Origin of the sequence: Streptomyces sp. Qhu_M48 (assembly GCF_051305195.1) — a bacterium.
In the GTDB taxonomy this organism is placed as follows: domain Bacteria; phylum Actinomycetota; class Actinomycetes; order Streptomycetales; family Streptomycetaceae; genus Streptomyces.
On record NZ_CP195432.1, the window covers coordinates 2,107,421 to 2,125,096 of the forward strand.

The window sequence follows — 17,676 nt, forward strand, 5'->3', positions numbered from 1 at the left end:
GCGGCACCCCGCACGGGGGTGCCGCCCTCCGGCGTACGACGACAGCGGACGGAGTGCGATCAGTACGCGCTGTTGACGTTGTCGATGGAGCCGTAGCGGTCGGCCGCGTAGTTGGCGGCGGCGACGAGGTTGGCGACCGGGTCGTACTGGTCGAACTTGGTGCCGGGGATGTGGTACGCCTTGAAGGTCGGGTAGATGACCTGGAGCAGGCCCTTGGACGGGACGCCGTTGATGGCGTTGATGTCCCAGTTGTTGATCGCCCGGGGGTTACCGCTGGACTCGCGCATGATGTTCTTGTGCAGGCCGTTGTAGCTGCCCGGGATGTCGTGCTTGTCCATGATGAACAGCGCCTCGCGGATCCAGCCGTCGAGGTTGTTCGCGAAGACCGGGGTACGGGCGACGGAACGGCTCGCGACCGTCTTCGCCGCGGCACGCTTCTTCGCGTCGGCCTTGGCCTTCGCCGCGGCCTTGGCCTTGGCGTCCGCCTTCGCCTTCGCGGCGGCCTTGGCCTTCGCGTCCGCCTTCGCCTTGGCGGCGGCGGCCTTCGCCTTCGCGTCCGCCGTGGCCTTCGCCGCGGCCTCCTGCTTGGCCTTCAGGCCGACGGTCGACTGCTGCTCGGTGACGCTGGCGGCCAGGGCCTTCGCCTGCGGGCTGTTCGCGTTGTACGACCAGGCCACCTGCTGCGTGCCGGAGAGAGCCTGCGGCTCGGTCTCGGTGGACCCGCCGCCCTGCACCAGGGAGAGGGTGAGCGCGGCGGCGCTCAGAGCGGCGACGCCGGCGATCGTGGCCTTGTGGGTCTTCTTCAGACCACGAGTGTGGCCAGGGGTGTTCGCAGACATAACGGACTACCTCTTCGAATCGCTGGGGGTCGTCGCTCGGCCGGGGCGGCGCTGCGCCTTCATCGGCGGCGACGGGGGCAATTCTTAGCGGCAGCAAAATGCCGTGGCAAAGGTGTGACGTACGATCCCGGGTAGTGGATCAGGGGCCCGTGCACAAGCCACGGAAGCGCCCTTATGTCTGACTCACCCCACCCTGACCCGCCCTCCGGGGTCCACTAGGGGTCTTCGTAAGTGACCTGGGTCCTATGCGCGGGCTCACATCGGGCACGTAACGAACTCACCACCCGTTGCGTAAGCGATGCGCACAGTGAGCCCCCTCCTCCTCGCGGAGGAGACCAGGGGAGGGAAGGGAGGAGAAAGGCCCCCGGGCACCAGGACCTAGGTCCCCGGTCCCCCTCCTCCGAGGTCTTCGGACGGATACGGACCGTCACGGCCCGCCGGTACGGTGACCACATGAGCCATCGACCGAGCTCCGGCCTGGCCGCCGTGAGCACCGCCCTCCTGGCGATGAGCCGCCACCTGGAGGTCCGCGACGTCCTCAAGACGATCGTCGTCTCCGCCCGCGAGCTCCTCGACGCCGAGTACGCGGCCCTGGGCGTCCCCGACGACCACGGCGGCTTCGCCCAGTTCGTGGTCGACGGGGTCGGCGACGAGCAGTGGAAGGCGATCGGCCCGCTGCCCCGGCAGCACGGCATCCTCGCCGCCATGCTCCACCAGGCCGAGCCCGAGCGGCTCGCCGACGTCCGCGAGGACCCCCGCTTCGAGGGCTGGCCGGACGCCCACCCCGAGATGTCCGACTTCCTCGGCCTCCCCGTCAGGGACGGCGACGAGACCCTCGGCGCCCTCTTCCTCGCCAACAAGCGCTGCCCCCGGGTGACCGGCGGCTGCGGCTTCACCGCCGAGGACGAGGAACTCCTCTCGATCCTCGCCCAGCACGCGGCCATCGCCCTCACCAACGCGCGCCTGTACGAGCGCAGCCGCGAGCTCACCATCGCCGAGGAGCGCTCCCGCCTCGCCCACGAGCTGCACGACGCCGTCAGCCAGAAGCTCTTCTCGCTCCGGCTGACCGCCCAGGCCGCCGCCGCCCTCGTCGACCGCGACCCCGCCCGCGCCAAGGGCGAGCTCCAGCAGGTCGCCGCGCTGGCCGCCGAGGCCGCCGACGAGCTGCGCGCCGCCGTCGTCGAGCTCCGACCCGCCGCCCTCGACGAGGACGGCCTCGTCCACACCCTCCGTACCCACGTCCAGGTCCTGGACCGCGCCCACACCGCGGCCAGGGTCACCTTCGAGGGCGCGGGGACCCGCGCGCTGCCCGCCGCGCAGGAGGAGGCCGTGCTCCGGGTCGCCCAGGAGGCCCTGCACAACGCCCTGCGGCACGCGGACGCGGAACACGTCACCGTCTCCCTCACCCGCGCGGGCCAGGGCGCACGCCTCACCGTCACCGACGACGGGAAGGGTTTCGACCCGCGTACGGTCCGAAGCGCCGGGCGCCACCTCGGCCTGGTCTCCATGCGGGACCGCGCCGGCGGCGTCGGCGGATCGCTGACCGTGACCTCGGCCCGGGGCGAGGGCACCACGATCGAGATGGAGGTTCCCGGTGGCTGACAAGCGGATCCGTGTCCTGCTGGTCGACGACCACCAGGTCGTCCGCAGGGGCCTGCGGACCTTCCTGGAGGTACAGGACGACATAGAGGTCGTGGGGGAGGCCTCCGACGGCGCCGAGGGCGTCGCCAGGGCCGAGGAGCTCCACCCCGACGTGGTCCTCATGGACGTGAAGATGCCCGGTACCGACGGCATCGAGGCGCTGAAGCGGCTCCGGGCACTCGCCAACCCCGCCAGGGTCCTCGTCGTCACCAGCTTCACCGAGCAGCGCACGGTGGTCCCCGCGCTCCGCGCCGGCGCCTCCGGATACGTCTACAAGGACATCGACCCCGACGCCCTGGCCGGAGCCATCCGCTCCGTCCACGCGGGGCACGTCCTGCTCCAGCCCGAGGTCGCGGACGCGCTCCTCGCCCAGGACGACTCCCACGGGGGTACGGGGCGGGGGTCGACGCTCACGGAGCGGGAGCGCGAGGTCCTCGGCCTGATCGCGGACGGCCGCTCCAACCGCGAGATCGCCCGCGCGCTCGTCCTCTCCGAGAAGACGGTCAAGACGCACGTCTCGAACATCCTGATGAAGCTCGACCTCTCGGACCGCACCCAGGCGGCCCTCTGGGCGGTCCGGCACGGTCTCAGCAACTGACGCGCCCCCTCGCGCGCCGGGCGCACGACCGTTCAGTCCTTCATACCGTCGTGTGTATGTCCCCCGTTCGGCGCAACCTCGCGAGGGGTGCGGCGTTCTCCATGGCGTGCTGCGGCTGACCGGCCGCAGCGATGACCAGGAGGATGTACCACGTGAAGAACCTCAAGAAGGCCGCTGCCCTCACCATGGTCGCCGGCGGCATCGTCGCCGCCGGTGCCGGTGTCGCCTCCGCCCACGGCGCCGAGGCCACGGGCAAGGCCCTCAACTCGCCGGGCGTCGCCTCCGGCAACCTGGTGCAGGTCCCGGTCCACGTCCCCGTGAACGTCTCCGGCAACACGGTCAACGTGATCGGCCTGCTCAACCCGGCCTTCGGCAACGGCGCCTTCAACGGCTGAGCCCCCCCCGGAACCAGACCGGCCCCCACACGATCCCCGGGGGGCCGGTCTTTCGGTTCCCGCCCCGGGCGCGGGCCGTACCCGGGGCCCGGCACCCCAGGCCCCACCTCCCGACGCGCTCCGTCCCGCCCGGCGCCGGGCGCCGCCCGGGCCTCAGAACCCCCGGTCCCGCTCCCTCTCCTCCACGTACGCGTTGTACGCGGCGACCTGCGCCCGCCGGGCCACCCGCTCCACCGGACGCAGCGCCTCCCCCCGCGCCGCCATCTCCGACGCGCTCACCGCGCCGCCGTGCCCGTGGTCGTACGCCAGGTCCACGAGCAGGCCCACCCGCTGCGCCAGCTCCAGGACCCGTACCGCCCGCGGCGGGTACCCCGGGGCCAGCACCTCGCGCCCCACCTCCGCCCGCGCCCGGTACGCCTCCCGTGCCGCGTCCGCCACCGGGCCCGAGGCCGCCACGTCCAGCCGGGTCAGCACCGACGTCGCGTCCCGCAGCGCCTCCGCCAGCTCCCGCTCGGCCTCGCCGAGCGACGGCACGTCCGCCGGCGGGGCCTCCCGCACCGCCAGACAGCGCCAGACCACCTCCACGTGCACATCGCCCGCGGGCCCCGCCTCCGAGACCTCCGGCACGAGGCCGAACGGCGCGCCGTACCCCACCGCCGCCTCCTCCGCCTCCAACGCGCGCGCGTTGAAGTCGGCGGGTCCACTGAGCCCCAGCGGATGCCCCGGCGCGGGCAGCGCCACCCGCCACCCGGTCACCCCGAGCCGCCGGAGCCGGCCGAGCGCCAGCGTCAGCCCCACCGGCCGGGCCTCGCCCGGCAGCCCCTCCACGCGGTGCACCGCGTCCTCCCCGACAATGGCCAGCGCCGCCTCGTCCGGCGACACCGCCCCGGCCAGCAGGGCGTTGCCCCATGCGGCCAGGCGTCCTGAGCGTGGTTCCGAAAGCATCCCCACAGCCTAAGGACTCAAAGGAAGCCCTAGGGACCGGCCCGCTCCGTCGATAACGTAGGTTTTCCCCTGGACGCCGCGCCCACCGGCGCAAGGCGACGACTCGACCGCAAGGGGAGACAACGCGCTCATGAGCGATGTACTGGAGCTGGTGGACGTATCCGTGGTCCGCGACGGACGGGCTCTGGTGGACGAGGTCTCCTGGTCGGTCAAGGAGGGCGAGCGCTGGGTGATCCTCGGACCCAACGGCGCCGGCAAGACCACCCTTCTGAACATCGCCTCCAGCTACCTCTTCCCCAGCAAGGGCACCGCCCACATCCTGGGCGAGCAGCTCGGCGGCGTCGGCACGGACGTCTTCGAGCTCCGCCCCCGCATCGGCATGGCCGGCATCGCCATGGCGGAGAAGCTCCCCAAGCGCCAGACCGTCCTGGAGACCGTCCTCACCGCCGCGTACGGCATGACCGCCACCTGGCACGAGGACTACGACCCGGTCGACGAGCAGCGCGCCAAGGCCTTCCTCGACCGCCTCGGGATGAACGACTACCTGGACCGCAGGTTCGGCACCCTCTCCGAGGGCGAGCGCAAGCGCACCCTGATCGCCCGCGCGATGATGACCGACCCCGAGCTCCTCCTCCTCGACGAGCCCGCCGCCGGTCTCGACCTCGGTGGCCGCGAGGACCTCGTCCGCCGCCTCGGCCGCCTCGCCCGCGACCCGTACGCCCCCTCCATGATCATGGTGACCCACCACGTCGAGGAGATCGCGCCCGGCTTCACCCACGTCCTGATGATCCGTCAGGGCAAGGTCCTCGCCGCCGGCCCGGTGGAGATGGAACTGACCTCCCGCAACCTCTCGCACTGCTTCGGCCTGCCGCTCGTCGTCGAGCGCGTCGGCGACCGCTGGACCGCCCACGGCCTGCCCCTCAAGTAGCCGACGGCGCGCAGGCGTTCCGCACAGTCGCCCGCGCCCTGTCCCGCGGGACCCCACCGCCCTACCATGACCATGTGGACATCGACGCATGGGTGTGGTGGCTGATCGGCGCGGTGGGGCTCGGCATTCCCCTGGTCCTGACCGCGATGCCCGAGTTCGGCATGTTCTCGGCCGGAGCGGTCGCGGGGGCGGTGACCGCGGCCCTCGGCTTCGGGGTCGTCGCCCAGGTGCTCGTCTTCGTCGCCGTCTCGGTGGCTCTCCTCGCGGTGGTGCGCCCGATCGCCGCCCGTCACCGCGACGGCAGGCCCCAACACGCCAGCGGGGTCGATGCCCTGAAGGGGCGTCAGGCCGTCGTCCTGGAGCGGGTGGACGGCACCGGAGGAGGCAGGATCAAGCTCGCGGGGGAGATCTGGTCCGCCCGCGCGCTCGACACCGGGCAGACCTTCGAGCCGGGCGAACAGGTCGACGTCGTGGACATCGACGGGGCAACCGCCGTCGTCATGTGACCGAACCTCGCCCATGACGCTCCGCCATCTGGGAAACTCGATCATCGAAAGCCACCCGGCAGTCAACCGGCAGCGAAGGGCACGGGGAACACGATGTCAGCAGTCATCATCGTCCTGATCATTCTGGTGGTGCTCGTCTTCATCGCCCTGATCAAGACGATCCAGGTCATTCCGCAGGCGAGCGCGGCGATCGTGGAGCGCTTCGGCCGCTACACCCGCACGCTCAACGCCGGACTGAACATCGTCGTCCCGTTCATCGACTCGATCCGCAACCGGATCGACCTGCGCGAGCAGGTCGTCCCGTTCCCGCCGCAGCCGGTGATCACCCAGGACAACCTCGTCGTCAACATCGACACCGTCATCTACTACCAGGTGACCGACGCGAGGGCCGCGACCTACGAGGTCGCCAGCTACATCCAGGCGATCGAGCAGCTCACCGTCACCACCCTGCGCAACATCATCGGCGGCATGGACCTGGAGCGGACCCTGACCTCCCGCGAGGAGATCAACGCGGCCCTCCGAGGCGTCCTCGACGAGGCCACCGGCAAGTGGGGCATCCGCGTCAACCGCGTCGAGCTCAAGGCGATCGAGCCGCCGACCTCCATCCAGGACTCGATGGAGAAGCAGATGCGCGCCGAGCGCGACAAGCGCGCCGCGATCCTCACCGCGGAGGGCACCCGCCAGTCCGCGATCCTCACCGCCGAGGGCGAGAAGCAGTCCGCGATCCTGCGCGCCGAGGGCGAGTCCAAGGCCGCGGCCCTGCGCGCCGAGGGCGAGGCCCAGGCCGTCCGCACGGTCTTCGAGGCCATCCACGCCGGCGACCCCGACCAGAAGCTCCTCTCGTACCAGTACCTCCAGATGCTCCCGAAGATCGCCGAGGGCGACGCCAACAAGCTCTGGATCGTGCCCAGCGAGATCGGCGACGCCCTCAAGGGCCTCTCCGGAGCCCTCGGCAACGTCGGCGGCGGCTCCGGCTTCAACACCAAGGGCGGCGGGACCGAAAGGCGAGACGAACCGCCGGTTGACTGACACGTACACGTAACTCTCGTGCATGATCGGTGCGAGCCCCTCGACCCCGACGACCTCAGGGCGGGGAGGCGACTCACCGACCATGTAAGGAGATGGCGTTGTCCATCTGGGAAGCACTGGCGGTCTTCGCCGCCGGCATCGGAGCCGGCACCATCAACACCATCGTCGGATCGGGAACGCTCATCACCTTCCCGGTCCTTCTGGCGACCGGACTCCCGCCGATCACCGCGAACGTCTCCAACGCCCTCGGCCTCGTGCCCGGTTCCATCAGCGGGGCCATCGGCTACCGCCGCGAGCTCAAGGGCCAGAAGGCCCGCATCCTCCGCCTCGGCGGCGCCGCCCTCCTCGGCGGACTGATCGGCGCGATCCTCCTCCTCGCCCTGCCGTCCGAGGCCTTCGACGCGATCGTCCCCGTCCTCATCGGCCTCGCGCTCGTCCTGGTCCTCTTCCAGCCCCGGATCTCCGCCGCCGTGAAGCGCCGCCGCGAACAGACCGGCACCGAGGCCCACCCCGACGGCGGTCCCGCCCTTCTCGTCGGCCTCTTCCTCGCCAGCATGTACGGCGGATACTTCGGCGCCGCGCAGGGCGTGCTCTACCTCTCGCTGATGGGCCTGCTGCTCCACGACAGCCTGCAGCGGATCAACGCCGTCAAGAACATCCTCGGCGCCCTCGTCAACGGCATCGCCGCCGTCTTCTTCCTCTTCGTCGCCGACTTCGACTGGACGGCCGTCCTGCTCATCGCCGTGGGCTCCACCATCGGCGGCCAGATCGGCGCCAAGGTCGGCCGCAGGCTGTCACCCACGGTCCTGCGCGGAGTGATCATCACAGTCGGCGTCATCGCCATCCTGCAGCTCACGCTCAAGTAGCCGGAACGACGGAAGGGCCCGCCTCCCCACACGGGAGGCGGGCCCACACCGTACGAGACGGGGCTACGCGGCCGCCTTCACCAGCCACTCCGGCAGCTCGGACCGCTCGCTCGCCCGCATCGCGAGCAGCATCGCGTCCGCCGGAGTCGGCTCGAACGGCTGGTGCAGCAGCGGCATTCCCGCCTGCTCCGGGGTCCGGTCGGCCTTGCGGTGGTTGTCCTCGGCACAGGAGGCGACCGTGTTCAGCCAGCTGTCCCCACCACCCTGGGCGCGCGGCACCACGTGGTCGACGGTCGTCGCCCGCCGCCCGCAGTACGCGCACCGGTGCTGGTCCCGCACCAGCACCCCCCTCCTCGACCACGGTGCCTGTCTTCGGAACGGCACCCGCACGTAGCGGCAGAGTCTGATCACCCGCGGCACCGGGAGGTCGACGGCGGCACCGCGCACCCGCAGATCGGGATGCGCGTGCTCCACGACGGCCTTGGACTGCAGGACCAGCACCACCGCACGGTTGAGTGTGACCGTCGAAAGCGGCTCGAAGCTCGCGTTGAGGACCAGGGTGTCCCGCATTGTGCCCACCTCCCGTGTGCAGGCCCGGCCCCGGAGCGGGGCAGTGGGGCCTGGATCAACGATGGCCGGGCGGGCCCGGTCGGACAACGCAATTTCCCGTGCAACAAAAGATGCCCGCTTCTGATCTCTCCAAGACCAGAAGCGGGCAAACAACAAACCAATGATCAGACCGCCGCGGGAGCCGCGTACTCACCGATCAACTGGGCACGCCCCAGCGTGTGGAACCGCAGATTGAAGCCGACCACCGCGGGCGACACGTCGCCGTCGGGACCGAGCTTCTCGCTGTCCACCGCGTACACCGTGAAGACGTAACGGTGCGCCGGGTCCCCCGCCGGAGGAGCGGCACCGCCGAAGTCCTTCGAGCCGTAGTCGTTCCGGACGTGCACGGCACCGGCCGGCAGCCCCTCGAACGACCCCGACCCGGCACCCGCGGGCAGCTCCGTCACCGACGCCGGGATGTCGAACAGCACCCAGTGCCAGAACCCGCTGCCCGTCGGGGCGTCCGGGTCGAAGCAGGTCACGGCGAAGCTCTTCGTCTCCGCCGGGAACCCCTCCCAGCGCAGCTGCGGCGAGGTGTTCCCCTCCGCGTGGACCTGAGCGTCCTTCAGGACCCCGCCCGGCGCGATGTCGTCGCTCACCACCGTGAACGCCGCCACCGGCGGATGGAAGTCGTGGGGGAGCGGCGCCCTCTTGCCCTCGGACACGTCGAAACCTCCGTATCGCCCGTACTGCCTCAGCAGCCTTTACGGGGCCGAGCCTAGAGCCAGTTGCGACGGCCGCCGACCTCGGCGAGCCACTGGTTCAGGTACGCCGCCCAGTCGGTGGTGTGGAAGTCGTGCAGACCCACCTTGAAGGCACGGAACGAGTCGCTGCCCTCACCGAACAGACCCGGCTTCTTGTCCATCTCCAGGACGACGTCCATCTCGCGTTCGTCCGCGATGAAACTGACCTCGACCTGGTTCAGCCCCCGGTACTGCTGCGGCGCGAAGAACTCGATCTCCTGGTAGAAGGGCAGCTTCTGCCGCGTCCCGCGGATGTGCCCGCGCTCCATGTCCGCGCTCTTGAAACGGAAGCCGAGCTGGAGGAAGGCGTCCAGGATGGCCTGCTGTGCCGGCAGCGGGTGCACGTTGACCGGGTCGAGGTCACCGGAGTCCACCGCGCGGGCGATCTCCAGCTCGGTCGTCACACCGATGTTCATGCCGCGCAGCTGCTGACCGGAGACGGAGGTCACCGGCGTCTCCCAGGGGATCTCCAGACCAAACGGCACCACGTGCACCGCGCCGGCCTTCACCTCGAAGGCACCGCCCAGACGGACCTTGACGAACTCGATGTCCTGCTTCTGCTCCTGGTCGCCGCCCTCCACCTCGACCCGCGCCTGCAGCCCGACGGAGAGCCCCTCGATCTGCTGGTCGACACTGCCGCCCTGGATCCGCACCTCACCCTGGACGACACCGCCCGGGACCACGTTCTCCTCGGTGAGCACCGTCTCCACGGTGGCCCCACCGGCACCCAGGCTCGCGAGCAGCTTCTTGAATCCCATGACCTTCACTCCTTCTCAGTCCTGACCCCTACATACGCGCGACGACCGTAACCGGTTCCCCACCGGACCCCACTACGCTCGGGCGCCATGAGCGAGAGCCCCGACCGTACGCCGCTGCCGCGGAGCTTCTTCGACCGCCCGGTCCTCGACGTCGCCCCCGACCTCCTGGGCCGCACCCTCGTCCGCCACTCGCCCGAGGGGCGGACGGAGCTGCGCCTCACGGAGGTCGAGGCGTACGCCGGCGCGATCGACCCCGGCTCGCACGCCTTCCGCGGCCGCACGGCCCGCAACGCCGTCATGTTCGGCCCGCCCGGGCACGCGTACGTCTACTTCACCTACGGCATGTGGCACTGCCTCAACGTGGTGTGCGGCCCGGAGGGCGAGGCGAGCGGGGTCCTGCTGCGCGCGGGGGAGATCGTGCGGGGCGCCGAGCTGGCCCGCCCCCGACGCCGCTCGGCCCGGTACGACCACGAGCTCGCCAAGGGCCCGGCCCGCCTGGCCACGGCCCTGGACGTGGGCCTCTCCCTCAACGGAACGGACGCCTGCGACCCCGCCCCGGACGCCCCGCTCACTCTCCTCACCGGCACCCCGCCCGCCCGGCACCGCCTCCGCAGCGGCCCCCGCACGGGCGTCGGCGGCGACGGAGCGCCGCACCCCTGGCGCTTCTGGATCGACGGCGACCCGACGGTGAGTCCGTACCGACCCCATACGCCCCGGAAGCGCCCACTTGACTCGGGCGGCCCGACCGCCTAACGTAGCCCGAGCAGCTGGGTACGGGCCTGCTTGTTCAAGCACCCCGCAGCAGCCATCCACTACTCAAGATGACTCCCCAGCAGGGGCTTATTTCGGCATGCCGGAATTCGAATTCGATTGACTCGATTATGAGTCGCCGGAGAAATCAGCTAACGTAGTGAACACGCCGAAAGGCGAAAGGCAGCCAACAGGCCACCGGATATGAAATCTGAACCGGAAACGGAACGGAAAACGATCTGGTAAGGTTGGAAACACGAAGGGAAGCCCGGAGGAAAGCCCGAGAGGGTGAGTACAAAGGAAGCGTCCGTTCCTTGAGAACTCAACAGCGTGCCAAAAATCAACGCCAGATTAGTTGATACCCCGTCCATCTTCGGATGGCGAGGTTCCTTTGAAAGTCCTGCCGGCCCTTGTGGCGGGTAGGCAACATACACAGCGAGGACGCTGTGGACAGTCGGCCTTATTCCGGCCTGACTGTCCCGCTCAACGCGAGTGTCACCCGATTACGGGTAAACATTCACGGAGAGTTTGATCCTGGCTCAGGACGAACGCTGGCGGCGTGCTTAACACATGCAAGTCGAACGATGAAGCCCTTCGGGGTGGATTAGTGGCGAACGGGTGAGTAACACGTGGGCAATCTGCCCTTCACTCTGGGACAAGCCCTGGAAACGGGGTCTAATACCGGATAACACCGGCTTCCGCATGGGAGCTGGTTAAAAGCTCCGGCGGTGAAGGATGAGCCCGCGGCCTATCAGCTTGTTGGTGGGGTAATGGCCTACCAAGGCGACGACGGGTAGCCGGCCTGAGAGGGCGACCGGCCACACTGGGACTGAGACACGGCCCAGACTCCTACGGGAGGCAGCAGTGGGGAATATTGCACAATGGGCGAAAGCCTGATGCAGCGACGCCGCGTGAGGGATGACGGCCTTCGGGTTGTAAACCTCTTTCAGCAGGGAAGAAGCGAAAGTGACGGTACCTGCAGAAGAAGCGCCGGCTAACTACGTGCCAGCAGCCGCGGTAATACGTAGGGCGCAAGCGTTGTCCGGAATTATTGGGCGTAAAGAGCTCGTAGGCGGCTTGTCACGTCGGGTGTGAAAGCCCGGGGCTTAACCCCGGGTCTGCATCCGATACGGGCAGGCTAGAGTGTGGTAGGGGAGATCGGAATTCCTGGTGTAGCGGTGAAATGCGCAGATATCAGGAGGAACACCGGTGGCGAAGGCGGATCTCTGGGCCATTACTGACGCTGAGGAGCGAAAGCGTGGGGAGCGAACAGGATTAGATACCCTGGTAGTCCACGCCGTAAACGTTGGGAACTAGGTGTTGGCGACATTCCACGTCGTCGGTGCCGCAGCTAACGCATTAAGTTCCCCGCCTGGGGAGTACGGCCGCAAGGCTAAAACTCAAAGGAATTGACGGGGGCCCGCACAAGCAGCGGAGCATGTGGCTTAATTCGACGCAACGCGAAGAACCTTACCAAGGCTTGACATATACCGGAAAGCATTAGAGATAGTGCCCCCCTTGTGGTCGGTATACAGGTGGTGCATGGCTGTCGTCAGCTCGTGTCGTGAGATGTTGGGTTAAGTCCCGCAACGAGCGCAACCCTTGTCCTGTGTTGCCAGCATGCCCTTCGGGGTGATGGGGACTCACAGGAGACCGCCGGGGTCAACTCGGAGGAAGGTGGGGACGACGTCAAGTCATCATGCCCCTTATGTCTTGGGCTGCACACGTGCTACAATGGCCGGTACAAAGAGCTGCGATGCCGTGAGGCGGAGCGAATCTCAAAAAGCCGGTCTCAGTTCGGATTGGGGTCTGCAACTCGACCCCATGAAGTCGGAGTTGCTAGTAATCGCAGATCAGCATTGCTGCGGTGAATACGTTCCCGGGCCTTGTACACACCGCCCGTCACGTCACGAAAGTCGGTAACACCCGAAGCCGGTGGCCCAACCCCTTGTGGGAGGGAGCTGTCGAAGGTGGGACTGGCGATTGGGACGAAGTCGTAACAAGGTAGCCGTACCGGAAGGTGCGGCTGGATCACCTCCTTTCTAAGGAGCACAGTACCGATTGCAGGCAAATGTTCTGCACGGTCAGCTCATGGGTGGAACGTTGATTAGTTGGCGTGAGTGGACCTGATGGTCTTCGAGTACTGCTTCGGCGTGGAAAGAAGATTCGGATGGCGGCTCACGCTTGGCACGTTGTTGGGTATCTGAGGGTACGGCCGTAAGGTTTGTATCTTCGCGATGCCGGCCCCAGTGAACTCACCTGTTATGCGGGTGGGGTGATGGGTGGCTGGTCGTTGCTTGAGAACTACACAGTGGACGCGAGCATCTGTGGCCAAGTTTTTAAGGGCGCACGGTGGATGCCTTGGCACCAGGAACCGATGAAGGACGTGGGAGGCCACGATAGTCCCCGGGGAGCCGTCAACCAGGCTTTGATCCGGGGGTTTCCGAATGGGGAAACCCGGCAGTCGTCATGGGCTGTCACCCATGCCTGAACACATAGGGCATGTGGAGGGAACGAGGGGAAGTGAAACATCTCAGTACCCTCAGGAAGAGAAAACAACCGTGATTCCGGGAGTAGTGGCGAGCGAAACCGGATGAGGCCAAACCGTATGCGTGTGATACCCGGCAGGGGTTGCGCATGCGGGGTTGTGGGATCTCTCTTTCACAGTCTGCCGGCTGTGAGACGAGTCAGAAACCGTTGATGTAGGCGAAGGACATGCGAAAGGTCCGGCGTAGAGGGTAAGACCCCCGTAGCTGAAACATTAACGGCTCGTTTGAGAGACACCCAAGTAGCACGGGGCCCGAGAAATCCCGTGTGAATCTGGCGGGACCACCCGCTAAGCCTAAATATTCCCTGGTGACCGATAGCGGATAGTACCGTGAGGGAATGGTGAAAAGTACCGCGGGAGCGGAGTGAAATAGTACCTGAAACCGTGTGCCTACAAGCCGTGGGAGCGTCGCTCATTGAGTTTACTCAGTGGGTCGTGACTGCGTGCCTTTTGAAGAATGAGCCTGCGAGTTTGCGGTGCGTTGCGAGGTTAACCCGTGTGGGGAAGCCGTAGCGAAAGCGAGTCCGAATAGGGCGATTCAGTAGCGCGCTCAAGACCCGAAGCGGAGTGATCTAGCCATGGGCAGGTTGAAGCGGAGGTAAGACTTCGTGGAGGACCGAACCCACCAGGGTTGAAAACCTGGGGGATGACCTGTGGTTAGGGGTGAAAGGCCAATCAAACTCCGTGATAGCTGGTTCTCCCCGAAATGCATTTAGGTGCAGCGTCGTGTGTTTCTTGCCGGAGGTAGAGCACTGGATAGGCGATGGGCCCTACCGGGTTACTGACCTTAGCCAAACTCCGAATGCCGGTAAGTGAGAGCACGGCAGTGAGACTGTGGGGGATAAGCTCCATGGTCGAGAGGGAAACAGCCCAGAGCATCGACTAAGGCCCCTAAGCGTACGCTAAGTGGGAAAGGATGTGGAGTCGCAGAGACAACCAGGAGGTTGGCTTAGAAGCAGCCACCCTTGAAAGAGTGCGTAATAGCTCACTGGTCAAGTGATTCCGCGCCGACAATGTAGCGGGGCTCAAGCGTACCGCCGAAGTCGTGTCATTGCAGCATGAGGGCCAACGCCCGCTGTGATGGGTAGGGGAGCGTCGTGTGCCGGGTGAAGCAGCCGCGGAAGCGAGTTGTGGACGGTTCACGAGTGAGAATGCAGGCATGAGTAGCGATACACACGTGAGAAACGTGTGCGCCGATTGACTAAGGGTTCCTGGGTCAAGCTGATCTGCCCAGGGTAAGTCGGGACCTAAGGCGAGGCCGACAGGCGTAGTCGATGGACAACCGGTTGATATTCCGGTACCCGCTTTGAAACGCCCAGTATCGAGCCCATTAATGCTAAGGCCGTGAAGCCGTTCCGGACCCTTCGGGGAAAGGAAAGTGGTGGAGCCGCTGACCCAAGGTGGTAGTAGGTAAGCGATGGGGTGACGCAGGAAGGTAGTCCAGCCCGGGCGGTGGTAGTCCCGGGGTAAGGGTGTAGGGCGTTGTCCAGGTAAATCCGGACAGCACATAGCCTGAGACCTGATGCCGAGCCGATTGTGGTGAAGTGGATGATCCTATGCTGTCGAGAAAAGCCTCTAGCGAGTTTCATGGCGGCCCGTACCCTAAACCGACTCAGGTGGTCAGGTAGAGAATACCGAGGCGTTCGGGTGAACTATGGTTAAGGAACTCGGCAAAATGCCCCCGTAACTTCGGGAGAAGGGGGGCCACGTCTGGTGATGAGTCTTGCACTCTGAGCTGGGGGTGGCCGCAGAGACCAGCGAGAAGCGACTGTTTACTAAAAACACAGGTCCGTGCGAAGCCGTAAGGCGATGTATACGGACTGACGCCTGCCCGGTGCTGGAACGTTAAGGGGACCGGTTAGTGACCTTTCGGGGTTGCGAAGCTGAGAACTTAAGCGCCAGTAAACGGCGGTGGTAACTATAACCATCCTAAGGTAGCGAAATTCCTTGTCGGGTAAGTTCCGACCTGCACGAATGGCGTAACGACTTCTCGACTGTCTCAACCATAGGCCCGGTGAAATTGCACTACGAGTAAAGATGCTCGTTTCGCGCAGCAGGACGGAAAGACCCCGGGACCTTTACTACAGTTTGATATTGGTGTTCGGTTCGGCTTGTGTAGGATAGGTGGGAGACTTTGAAGCCGTGACGCCAGTCATGGTGGAGTCGCCGTTGAAATACCACTCTGGTCGTGCTGGATGTCTAACCTCGGTCCGTGATCCGGATCAGGGACAGTGTCTGATGGGTAGTTTAACTGGGGCGGTTGCCTCCCAAAGGGTAACGGAGGCGCCCAAAGGTTCCCTCAGCCTGGTTGGCAATCAGGTGTTGAGTGTAAGTGCACAAGGGAGCTTGACTGTGAGACCGACGGGTCGAGCAGGGACGAAAGTCGGGACTAGTGATCCGGCGGTGGCTTGTGGAAGCGCCGTCGCTCAACGGATAAAAGGTACCCCGGGGATAACAGGCTGATCTTCCCCAAGAGTCCATATCGACGGGATGGTTTGGCACCTCGATGTCGGCTCGTCGCATCCTGGGGCTGGAGTCGGTCCCAAGGGTTGGGCTGTTCGCCCATTAAAGCGGTACGCGAGCTGGGTTTAGAACGTCGTGAGACAGTTCGGTCCCTATCCGCTGCGCGCGTAGGAATATTGAGAAGGGCTGTCCCTAGTACGAGAGGACCGGGACGGACGAACCTCTGGTGTGCCAGTTGTCCTGCCAAGGGCATGGCTGGTTGGCTACGTTCGGGAGGGATAACCGCTGAAAGCATCTAAGCGGGAAGCCTGCTTCGAGATGAGTATTCCCACCTCCTTGAGAGGGTAAGGCTCCCAGTAGACGACTGGGTTGATAGGCCGGATGTGGAAGCCCAGTAATGGGTGGAGCTGACCGGTACTAATAGGCCGAGGGCTTGTCCTCAGTTGCTCGCGTCCACTGTGTTAGTTCTGAAGCAACGAACGGTTGCTGGTTTCTAGAGCTAGAACATAACTACAAAGTGTGCTTGTTCGCTCGAAACCGATAGGGTTTCGGTGGTCATAGCGTTAGGGAAACGCCCGGTTACATTCCGAACCCGGAAGCTAAGCCTTTCAGCGCCGATGGTACTGCAGGGGGGACCCTGTGGGAGAGTAGGACGCCGCCGAACAATTCTTCAGGACCCCTGGTCCCAGCGTTCACGCTGGGACCAGGGGTCCTTTTGTTTTTTACTTGACTTTTCCGATGCGCGGCCGAGTGCCGGCTGCGCGAGAATGACAGCAGTACCCGAAGACAGGAGTCACACCGATGTCCACCAACTCTCCCGACGACCGTCCGGAGCGCGAACCGCGTCGCAGGGACGATGCCGGTGGCGACCGGGGCGGCTTCCGCGGCCCGCGCCGGGATGACAACCGTGGTGGCGGCGGTGGCTTCCGCCGTGACGACCGCGGTGGAGACAGCCGTGGTGGTGACAACCGCGGCGGCGGTTTCCGTCGTGACGATAACCGTGGTGGTGACAACCGCAGTGGTGGTGGCGGTGGTTTCCGTCGTGACGATCGCGGTGGTGACAACCGTGGCGGTGGTGGCGGTTTCCGTCGCGACGATCGCGGTGGTGACAACCGTGGTGGCGGTGGCGGCGGTTTCCGTCGCGACGATCGCGGTGGTGACAACCGTGGTGGCGGTGGCGGCGGTTTCCGTCGCGACGATCGCGGTGGTGACAACCGTGGTGGCGGTGGCGGCGGTTTCCGTCGCGACGATCGCGGCGGTGACAACCGTGGCGGTGGCGGCGGTTTCCGTCGTGATGACCGTGGTGGCGAGCGTCCTTCGTCGTTCCGTCGGGACGACCGTCCGTCCTTCCCGCGTGATGACCGTGGTGGTGACAACCGCAGCGGCGGTGGTGGCGGTTTCCGTCGCGACGACCGTGGCGGTGACAACCGTGGTGGCGGTGGCGGTTTCCGTCGCGACGACAACCGCGGCGGTGGCGGCGGTTTCCCTCGCGACGATCGCGGTGGTGACAACCGTGGCGGTGGCGGCGGTTTCCGTCGTGATGACCGTGGTGGCGAGCGTCCTTCGTCGTTCCGTCGGGACGACCGTCCGTCCTTCCCGCGTGATGACCGTGGTGGTGACAACCGCAGCGGCGGTGGTGGCGGTTTCCGTCGCGACGACCGTGGCGGTGACAACCGTGGTGGCGGTGGCGGTTTCCGTCGCGACGACAACCGCGGCGGTGGCGGCGGTTTCCCTCGCGACGATCGCGGCGGTGACAACCGTGGCGGTGGCGGCGGTTTCCGTCGTGATGACCGTGGTGGCGAGCGTCCTTCGTCGTTCCGTCGGGACGACCGTCCGTCCTTCCCGCGTGATGACCGTGGGGGCGACAACCGCGGCGGTGGCGGCGGGTTCCGTCGCGACGACCGGCGTGATGAGCGTCCTTCGTCGTTCCGTCGCGATGACCGTCCGTCCTTCCCGCGTGATGACCGTGGGGGCGACAACCGCGGCGGTGGCGGTGGCTTCCGTCGCGACGACCGGCGTGATGAGCGTCCCTCGTCGTTCCGCCGCGATGACAACCGT

At 66.4% G+C, this 17,676-nt stretch carries 13 protein-coding genes, 3 rRNA genes and 1 pseudogene; 12 read left to right on the top strand and 5 right to left on the bottom strand.

From position 1 onward, the window contains the following. Positions 1 to 59 precede the first annotated feature (59 nt). A complete protein-coding gene (locus ACRRSS_RS09805; protein ID WP_435970827.1) occupies positions 60 to 839 on the bottom strand; it encodes a transglycosylase SLT domain-containing protein in 780 nt (259 codons plus the stop codon). Between the two features lie 453 nt (positions 840 to 1,292). On the opposite strand from ACRRSS_RS09805, the gene ACRRSS_RS09810 reads away from it, so the two are divergent. The 3 genes from ACRRSS_RS09810 (at position 1,293) to ACRRSS_RS09820 (ending at position 3,473) form a co-directional block, all read left to right on the top strand. Continuing rightward, entirely contained in the window at positions 1,293 to 2,441 is a 1,149-nt protein-coding gene (locus ACRRSS_RS09810; protein WP_435970828.1) for a GAF domain-containing sensor histidine kinase, read from the top strand. Further along, complete coding sequence (locus ACRRSS_RS09815; protein WP_351909786.1) at positions 2,434 to 3,078, top strand: response regulator transcription factor; 645 nt, start codon at positions 2,434 to 2,436, stop codon at positions 3,076 to 3,078. The genes ACRRSS_RS09810 and ACRRSS_RS09815 overlap by 8 nt, the downstream gene beginning before the upstream one ends. A 152-nt stretch (positions 3,079 to 3,230) precedes the next feature. Then, entirely contained in the window at positions 3,231 to 3,473 is a 243-nt protein-coding gene (locus tag ACRRSS_RS09820) for a chaplin (protein WP_435970829.1), read from the top strand. 153 nt (positions 3,474 to 3,626) lie between these two features. On the opposite strand, the gene ACRRSS_RS09825 is transcribed toward ACRRSS_RS09820, so the two are convergent. Continuing rightward, positions 3,627 to 4,418 (bottom strand): hypothetical protein, encoded by a 792-nt coding sequence (locus ACRRSS_RS09825; protein WP_435970830.1) that lies wholly within the window; start codon positions 4,416 to 4,418, stop codon positions 3,627 to 3,629. 130 nt (positions 4,419 to 4,548) lie between these two features. On the opposite strand from ACRRSS_RS09825, the gene ACRRSS_RS09830 reads away from it, so the two are divergent. The 4 genes from ACRRSS_RS09830 (at position 4,549) to ACRRSS_RS09845 (ending at position 7,747) form a co-directional block, all read left to right on the top strand. Next, the gene (locus ACRRSS_RS09830; RefSeq protein WP_435970831.1) at positions 4,549 to 5,346 is read left to right on the top strand and encodes an ABC transporter ATP-binding protein; all 798 of its coding nucleotides are present in this window, start codon (positions 4,549 to 4,551) and stop codon (positions 5,344 to 5,346) included. 74 nt (positions 5,347 to 5,420) lie between these two features. Next, positions 5,421 to 5,852 carry an NfeD family protein gene (locus ACRRSS_RS09835; RefSeq protein WP_435970832.1) on the top strand — a complete coding sequence of 144 codons (432 nt, stop codon included), beginning with the start codon at positions 5,421 to 5,423 and terminating at the stop codon, positions 5,850 to 5,852. Positions 5,853 to 5,945: 93 nt separating this feature from the next. Further along, a complete protein-coding gene (locus ACRRSS_RS09840; protein ID WP_435970833.1) occupies positions 5,946 to 6,881 on the top strand; it encodes an SPFH domain-containing protein in 936 nt (311 codons plus the stop codon). Between the two features lie 92 nt (positions 6,882 to 6,973). Continuing rightward, complete coding sequence (locus tag ACRRSS_RS09845) at positions 6,974 to 7,747, top strand: sulfite exporter TauE/SafE family protein (protein ID WP_435970834.1); 774 nt, start codon at positions 6,974 to 6,976, stop codon at positions 7,745 to 7,747. A 63-nt stretch (positions 7,748 to 7,810) separates the two neighbouring features. Here the strand turns inward: ACRRSS_RS09845 and ACRRSS_RS09850 are convergent, their stop codons facing one another. The 3 genes from ACRRSS_RS09850 to ACRRSS_RS09860 all read right to left on the bottom strand — a co-directional run bounded on the left by ACRRSS_RS09850 (position 7,811) and on the right by ACRRSS_RS09860 (position 9,857). Further along, positions 7,811 to 8,317 carry an HNH endonuclease gene (locus tag ACRRSS_RS09850; protein ID WP_435970835.1) on the bottom strand — a complete coding sequence of 169 codons (507 nt, stop codon included), beginning with the start codon at positions 8,315 to 8,317 and terminating at the stop codon, positions 7,811 to 7,813. Between the two features lie 164 nt (positions 8,318 to 8,481). After that, positions 8,482 to 9,021 (bottom strand): YbhB/YbcL family Raf kinase inhibitor-like protein, encoded by a 540-nt coding sequence (locus ACRRSS_RS09855; protein WP_435970836.1) that lies wholly within the window; start codon positions 9,019 to 9,021, stop codon positions 8,482 to 8,484. Positions 9,022 to 9,074: 53 nt separating this feature from the next. Next, a complete protein-coding gene (locus tag ACRRSS_RS09860) occupies positions 9,075 to 9,857 on the bottom strand; it encodes a sporulation protein (protein WP_435970837.1) in 783 nt (260 codons plus the stop codon). Between the two features lie 87 nt (positions 9,858 to 9,944). On the opposite strand from ACRRSS_RS09860, the gene ACRRSS_RS09865 reads away from it, so the two are divergent. From ACRRSS_RS09865 to ACRRSS_RS09885, 5 genes and pseudogenes are all read left to right on the top strand, one after another. Continuing rightward, positions 9,945 to 10,610, top strand: a complete 666-nt coding sequence (locus tag ACRRSS_RS09865; RefSeq protein ID WP_435970838.1) for a DNA-3-methyladenine glycosylase — start codon at positions 9,945 to 9,947, stop codon at positions 10,608 to 10,610. Positions 10,611 to 11,123: 513 nt separating this feature from the next. After that, positions 11,124 to 12,649 (top strand): 16S ribosomal RNA (locus ACRRSS_RS09870). A 287-nt stretch (positions 12,650 to 12,936) separates the two neighbouring features. Further along, a 23S ribosomal RNA gene (locus ACRRSS_RS09875) occupies positions 12,937 to 16,059 on the top strand. A gap of 106 nt (positions 16,060 to 16,165) precedes the next feature. Continuing rightward, a 5S ribosomal RNA gene (gene rrf, locus ACRRSS_RS09880) occupies positions 16,166 to 16,282 on the top strand. Together the 16S, 23S and 5S rRNA genes form the textbook arrangement of a ribosomal RNA operon. A gap of 470 nt (positions 16,283 to 16,752) precedes the next feature. Next, a pseudogene (locus ACRRSS_RS09885) lies at positions 16,753 to 17,634 on the top strand (hypothetical protein); the annotation flags it as partial. Positions 17,635 to 17,676: the final 42 nt, after the last annotated feature.